The sequence below is a fragment of the Methylobacterium indicum genome (assembly GCF_001043895.1).
In the GTDB taxonomy this organism is placed as follows: domain Bacteria; phylum Pseudomonadota; class Alphaproteobacteria; order Rhizobiales; family Beijerinckiaceae; genus Methylobacterium; species Methylobacterium indicum.
This window is the reverse complement of record NZ_JTHF01000315.1, coordinates 24,910-32,045: the sequence shown is the minus strand read 5'-3', so window position 1 is coordinate 32,045 and position 7,136 is coordinate 24,910. Positions and strand designations below refer to the sequence as shown.

General features: G+C 67.0%; 4 protein-coding genes. 3 read left to right on the top strand and 1 reads right to left on the bottom strand.

Annotation, left to right across the window (positions count from 1 at the left end; all coding sequences use genetic code 11):
* Positions 1 to 281 precede the first annotated feature (281 nt).
* The 3 genes from QR78_RS28520 to QR78_RS28510 all read left to right on the top strand — a co-directional run bounded on the left by QR78_RS28520 (position 282) and on the right by QR78_RS28510 (position 6,580).
* A complete protein-coding gene (locus QR78_RS28520; protein ID WP_048430996.1) occupies positions 282 to 2,690 on the top strand; it encodes a hybrid sensor histidine kinase/response regulator in 2,409 nt (802 codons plus the stop codon).
* Between the two features lie 214 nt (positions 2,691 to 2,904).
* Positions 2,905 to 6,201, top strand: a complete 3,297-nt coding sequence (locus QR78_RS36300; protein WP_244276272.1) for a GAF domain-containing protein — start codon at positions 2,905 to 2,907, stop codon at positions 6,199 to 6,201.
* 4 nt (positions 6,202 to 6,205) lie between these two features.
* Positions 6,206 to 6,580: a response regulator gene (locus QR78_RS28510; protein WP_048430995.1), complete on the top strand. Its 375-nt coding sequence runs from the start codon at positions 6,206 to 6,208 to the stop codon at positions 6,578 to 6,580.
* A 162-nt stretch (positions 6,581 to 6,742) separates the two neighbouring features.
* Here the strand turns inward: QR78_RS28510 and QR78_RS28505 are convergent, their stop codons facing one another.
* Positions 6,743 to 7,126 (bottom strand): response regulator, encoded by a 384-nt coding sequence (locus tag QR78_RS28505; RefSeq protein WP_048430994.1) that lies wholly within the window; start codon positions 7,124 to 7,126, stop codon positions 6,743 to 6,745.
* Between the last annotated feature and the right edge of the window lie 10 nt (positions 7,127 to 7,136).

Here is a 7,136-nt window from a genome sequence, read left to right as displayed (position 1 = left end):
GGGCTGGGGCGCCGGTGGCTCGCTGGGTGGGTCGCCCTCGGGCGGGGCTGGGTCCGGCGGCGGGTCGCCGATGGGCGGCAATGGATCGTCTCCCGGCCGCGGCGTGTCCGATTGCATGTCGTTCCCCTCATAGACGCCCTTTGGTAAGGGCCGACGACAACGCGCGATGCCGATGAACGTCGCGGCCGATTCGACGCCAACCTGCGCCGTGGTGCCGCGTTATCCACCTTGCGATCGTCGTCCTACGCCGATTCGGAAGCTGCTCGCGCTCAGAGGGGGTCATGGACGCAGAGATCGAGAGGCTGCGGCAGCGCGAGCGCGAGCTCGAAGCCCGCGTCGCGAGGCTTGAGGCCGAGCGCGGGGATGGCCTGCGCCGGCCGGATCGCGGTGAGCGGACTTCCGCGGCCTCCACCGACCTTCTGTTCACGGCAGCGGAGAAGACCCGTATGCCGGAGATCATCACCGACCCCAACTTGCCCGACAACCCCATCGTATTCGCCAATCGGGCCTTCCAGAACCTATGCGGCTACGATGCTGCCGAGCTGATCGGGCGCAACTGCCGATTCCTTCAGGGCCCTGGGACCGACCCGGCCGATGTCGCCAAGGTCCGTGACGCCATCGCTGCCCGGCGCGACGTGGTGGTCGAGATCCTGAACTACCACCGCGACGGCACGCCGTTCCGCAACGAGCTCTACGTCAGCCCCGTCTTCGATCCGGATGGGGGCCAACTCCGCTACTTCTTCGCGAGCCAGCTCGACGTCACCCGCTTCCGCACCAAAGAAGGGGTCTTGGCCGAGAGCGAAGCCCGGTACCGGGCGCTCTTCAACGCGGTCGACAGTGGGTTCTGCGTCATCGAGATGCGTTTCGACGCACAGGGGCGCGCGATCGATTACAGGTTTATGGAAGTGAACCCCGCCTTCGCGGCGCAGACGGGCCTGTGCGACGCGGCCGGGCGCTGGGCGAGCGAACTCGTGCCCGGGCTCGAACGCTCCTGGTTCGACACCTACGGCGAGGTTGCGCGGACCGGCCAGCCCGTACGGTTTGAGAGCGGGTCGATCGCGATGGGGCGCTGGTACGACGTCCACGCCCTGCGGATCGGCGAGCCCGAGCAGCACCGGGTTGCCATCCTGTTCAACGACATCACCGACCGCCGCCGTCTTGAGAGCCACCTGGAGGCCACTGCTCAGGAGCGAGCCGACGAGCGCGACATGGTGTGGCGCGCCAGCCGCGACCTCTTCGTGATCTGCGGATTCGATGGTGTCTTTCGCAAGGCGAACGCCGCCTGGACCGAAACGCTCGGATGGGATGTCGCCGAGGTCGTGGGCACCCGCTTCGACGCGTTCGTGCATCCCGACGACTATGCGCGGGCCGCTGCGGCTTTCGAGCGCATCAGCGCCGGGTTTCCGCTGCATGACATCGACGTGCGCGTCCGGACGAAAGACGGCAGGTACCGGTGGCTCTCATGGAATGCTATTCCGAGGGACGACCATTATTACGCCGCTGGCCGCGATATCACGGAACGTCGGGCGCTTGAAGAGCAATTGCGCCAATCCCAGAAGCTGGAGGCCGTCGGTCAGTTGACCGGTGGCGTGGCTCATGACTTCAACAACCTGCTCACGGTCATCAAGTCCTCGACCGACCTGCTGAAGCGACCCAACCTCGCAGAGGAGCGCCGGCTTCGCTACGTCGGTGCCATCTCCGACACAGTCGACCGTGCCGCCAAGCTCACAGGTCAGCTCCTCGCCTTCGCTCGTCGACAGGCGCTGCGGCCGGAAACCTTCGCAGCAGACGGCGCCGTGGCGGCGCTCGCCGACATGGTCGGCACGCTCACGGGGGCACGCATCCAGGTCGAGCTCGGCCTACCCGATGGCGAGCGGCGGGACCTGCACGTCAACGCCGACCCGAGCCAGTTCGATACGGCGTTGGTGAACCTCGTCGTCAACGCCAGGGACGCGATGGACGGCGCGGGCCGCCTGCGAATCGGGCTTCGCCGCGCCGGCCGCATTCCTGCCGTCCGGGCGCACCCGCCGCAGCGTGGGGACTTCATCGCGATATCCATCTCCGACACCGGCGCGGGTATCGCACCCGAGAATCTGGAGCGCATCTTCGAGCCGTTCTTCACTACCAAGGTCGTCGGCCAGGGCACCGGGCTCGGACTGAGCCAGGTGTTCGGCTTCGCCAAGCAATCCGGCGGCGAGATCATCGTCGAGAGCGCGGTCGGCGAGGGCACGACCTTCACCCTCTACCTCCCACGAGTCGCTGCGGTCGAAGCTAGCGACCCCGTTGCGGAGCCGGAGGCACTTGCCGATGGACACGGCACCTGCGTCCTCGTCGTAGAGGACAATCTGGACGTCGGGGCCTTCGCTCAGCAGGCCCTGCGCGAGCTGGGCTACTCGACGGTCTGGGCAACGGATGCGTCGAAGGCACTGGCCGAGCTTGAGCGCATTCCATTCCGCTTCGAGGTGGTGTTCTCGGACGTGGTGATGCCGGGCATGAACGGCGTCGAACTCGCGGCCGAGATCCGCCGGCGCCGGCCCGACCTGCCGGTCGTTCTGACCTCCGGCTACAGCGACGTGCTCGCGGCCGAGGGGACGCACGGCCTCGACCTGCTGCGAAAGCCGTATTCCGTGACGGACCTGTCGCGGGTGCTGCGACGCGCCGTGCAAGAGGCAAGAGCGCGCGGGCGCTGACGGCCGAAACGCGCCGTAGCCTGACCGTGAGCAACTGGAAGGTGCGCTTGGTGCCGCTGGCTCCGAACGTCATTCACCTGACCGAGCAAGCGGCTTGGGTGCGCGACCAGCCTCTCGCATGAACTCGCTGATGAGTTTGGGGCACTAGCGGCAGGATGGTGAGTCTGCGAAAAGGTGCAGGCGGGGCGCGATGTGGCCCTATCGGCCACTCGCGATGCAGAACGACACACCCGGCACGACCGTCAGCGACCCCGTCCGCCTCGCAGCCCTTGATGCGTTGGCCATCCTCGATACGCTACCCGAGCAAGGGTTCGACGACATCGTTCGTCTGGCAACCCGTCTCTGTGCGACACCAGTCGCCCTCGTCAGCTTGGTGGCCGCGGATCGGCAATGGTTCAAGGCCCGCGTGGGCTTTCCGCCCTGCGAGACCGCGCTCAATGCGTCGGTCTGCGCTCACGCCCTCGTCGAGCCCGATCTCCTCGTCATCCCCGATCTGACGGCGGACCCGCGCACGGTCGCGAACCCGCTCGTTACCGGTGAGCCCAACATCCGGTTCTATGCCGGCGCACCGCTGCGCCTGGCGGGCGGACAGGTCGTCGGCTCCTTATGTGTGATCGATACCGCACCCCGACCTGGAGGTTTGACGTCTGACCAGGCTGACGATCTGCGCGCTCTTGCACGCCAGGTCTCGACTCTCTTGGAAATGCGCCGCGACGTCGCACGTCGCGATGAGGTCCTCGCCAACCAGCGCGCCGAACTGCAACAGGCCCGACGCCTCGACCTCCTCGCCAAAGCTTCCTCCGCCCTCGTCGCTGCGACCAACCCGGCGGCCGTGCTCGAACCGATCCTGGCCATGGGCACGCAGGCCTTGGGCTTCGATTTATGCTTCATCTACGATGTCGACCCCGAAGGCCGGCACTTGCGGCTCGTCCAATCGGTCGGCACCACGGACCAGCAGCGTGCCGTCCTCAGCTGTGTAGACTTGGACTTGCCGCTTTGTGGGCTCGTCGTCCGTACACGACGGCCTCTCGTGCTGGAAGCCGTGCAGGCGAGCACCGAGCCGCGCTATGCCCTCGCGCGCGAAGCCGGCTTCAATGCCTTCGCGGGCTACCCGATCATGAGCTGCGGCCAACTCGTCGGCGTGGTGTCGTTCGTCTCGACCCGCGAGCCCGCCTTCGACGCTGGAGCTCTGACCTCCTTCGCCGCGCTCGCCCGCCTGATGTCAGGCGTTCAGGAGCGCCTTGAGGTGGATGCGGTGCTGCGGGCCAGCGACGCCCGTTCGCGGCTCGCCCAGGAAGCTGCCCACATCGGCACCTTCGAGGTCGACGTCGCGAGCGGCCTTGCGAGCGTGTCGGCCGAGCACTGTCGGATCTACGGCGTGCCGGAGGCCGGGGTCTATTCGCTCGAGACGCTTACGGCCCTGGCCGTGCCCGAAGATCGCGGAATTCCGTCTACCCAGGCCACGATCCGGAACGGCACAGCCTCGACCGAGGTGGAGTACCGCATCCGGCGCGCGAATGACGGTGCCTTGCGCTGGATCTCGCGGATTGGGTGCTTCGTGCGGGACGACGCCGGCGTCGTGCTGCGCATGGTTGGCACGGTGCAGGACATCACCGCCCGCAAGGAGGCTGAGGCGGAGCTGCGGGCCAGCGAAGCCCTGGCTCGCGAGAACATCCAGCGTGTGCAACTCGCGCTCGCTGCTGGTGCAATCATCGGCACGTGGCACTGGGATATACCGTCCGACCGGTTCACGATCGACGACGCCTTCGCCCACTCCTTCGGACTCGATCCGGCACTTGGTCGAGACGGCATCCCGCTGGATCAGATCGTCGCCACCGTGCACCCGGACGACCAAGCGGGTCTGGCGGGGGCAATCACCGAGGCCATCGCGCGAGGCGGGGCCTATGCGCACCAGTACCGGGTCCGGCGTGCGGACGGGCGCTACTACTGGATCGAGGCCAACGGGCGCGTCGAGCAGGGGCCGGACGGGACCCCGTTGAGCTTCCCCGGCGTCCTTCTGGACGTGGAGGAGCGGCGCGCGGCCCAGGAGGCGTTGCGGGCAAGCGAGGCGCATTGGCGGGGCCTTTTCGAGCGCCTGAGCGAAGGATTTCAGCTCGCCGAAGCGATCCGCGATAGCGCCGGCGACGTCGCCAACTTCCGAATCATCGACATCAACCCGGCTTGGACGACCCAGATTGGCATCCCGGCGGACCAGGTCGTCGGACACACCGCGCGCCAGCTGTTCGGCGAAGCCGCGCAGGACTGGATCACCGCGTTTGCCCAGGTGGTCGAGACCGGCGAATCATGGGGGTTCACCAAGCAGTTTGGCCCTAACGGTCGCTGGTACGACGGCAATGCGTTCAAGCTCGAAGGCGACCGCTTCGGCGTCATCTTCTTGGACGCGACCGCACGGGTCAGTGCGGAAAACCGCCGGATAGCACTCCTGGCCCTCGGCGATGATCTGCGCGACCTGACCACGGTCGGTGCGATGACACAGGCTGCCGCTGAGATCGTCGGGCGTACCCTAGGTGCGACCCGCGCGGGGTTCGGGCGCATCGTCGGCGAGGTCGAGTTCATCGACATCGAGCAGGACTGGACCGCGCCGGGCCAGGTCAGCATCGCCGGACGACACCGTTTCGACGATTACGGCGACCTGCGGGCCCATCTCGCCCGAGGCGAGCCGCTGGTCATCGACGACGTCACGACCGATCCACGCACCAAGGACGCGCCCGGCCCGATGCAGGCGATCGGCATCGGTGCCCTGATCAACATGCCGGTGCGCGAGCGCGGGCGTGCGGTTGCCGTGTTCATCGTCCACGACGTACAGCCGCGGGTCTGGACGGCCGAGGAACTGGCGTTCCTACGCAACGTCGCCGACCGGGTCGAAGTCGGTGTGGCGCGCGTGCGTGCCGAGGAACTGCAGGCGGTCCTGAACAAGGAGCTGGCGCACCGGCTAAAGAACACCCTCGCCATCGTGCAGTCGATCGCCACGCAGACCCTGCGCGGCGTGACCGAGCGAGACCTGGTCGGGGCGTTCGAGCGCCGCGTGCTGGCCCTGTCCCGCGCTCACGATGTCCTAATTCAGAAGAGTTGGTCGGCCGCCAAGCTCCGCGCCGTGATGGAGAGCGTGCTGAGTATGCAGACGGACCTGGATCGGTTCGCGCTCGAGGGGCCGGACATGGACATCAGCCCGCAGGCGGCGCTGTCCCTGTCGCTGCTGCTGCATGAGCTCGCAACCAACGCCCTCAAGTACGGCGCGCTGTCCGCCCAGAGCGGAATGGTGCGCGTGAGTTGGCGGACCGGCGGCGGAGCCGCTCCGACGCTGGTCCTCGACTGGACCGAGACGGGCGGGCCGGCCGTGATGCCTCCGCGCAACAAAGGCGGCTTCGGGTCGCGCCTGATCCGCATGGGATTGCTCGGAACCCGTGAGGCCGACCTCGATTTTAAGCCCGCGGGCCTCAGAGCTGAGTTCCGCGCGCCGCTCGCCGAAGTTCAAGTTCAGGTCCACTAGTCCGATGGGTCAGTCTCACCCCCCGACCTTGCCACGGGTTCTCGTCGTCGAGGACGACCCGATCCTGATGATGGCGCTGACCGAGTTTGTCGAGAACGCGGGCTGCGAAGCTGTCGAGGCCAGCAGCATCATTGAGGCGATCCAGATCTTAGAGGCCCGGACCGACATCCGTACGGTGTTCACCGACCTCGACATGCGCGGCTCGACGGCTGGAATGGAGCTGGCGCTGCTCATCCGCGATCGTTGGCCGCCGATCGAACTCCTGATGGTCTCCTCGCAACCGTGGGACCCTGCTCAGATCCCCTCGCGCGGGATTGTGCTCGGCAAGCCGTTCGACCGACGCAAGATCGAGGCGACGCTTCGACGGTTTGCCGAATAGTCCCTCACAGGGTCGACGGTCGCGCGCGGAGCGACAAGGCTTCATCATCGGTCGTGCGTGCAACGGTGCCGATAAGTGCTGTTCCACCCTCCTGTCGGATTCGGGAACTTCGGGCGAAAGTCGTGCGCCGGCATCACAGCACCACGTATCGTCGCTTCCACCTCACTCAATTGCCAAACGCAGACCCAACTCGCGGACTACCCGAGCGAGGCCGTTGGCAGAGTACGGCTTCTCCAGGAAACGCGCTCCGTCCGGCAGTTGCGCGGGATCGGGTGTGATCCGACCCGAAGCGATGATGATCTTTACCCCGGGCCACCGCCGCCGAACCTCGTGAGCCAGCGCCAGCCCATCGATCGGGCCCGGCATCACCACGTCCGTGAACAGCAGCGTGATCTCCGGGTGCATCTCGAGATAGGCGAGTACCGCTGGGGTCGTACTGGCCTCGAGCACGTCGAACCCGGCATCCCCGAGCACGTCGGCAGCCTCCATTCGCACCAGCGGCTCGTCCTCGGCCACAAGGGCCACTGCGCCGGGCTTCAGGGTCATCAGACGTCCT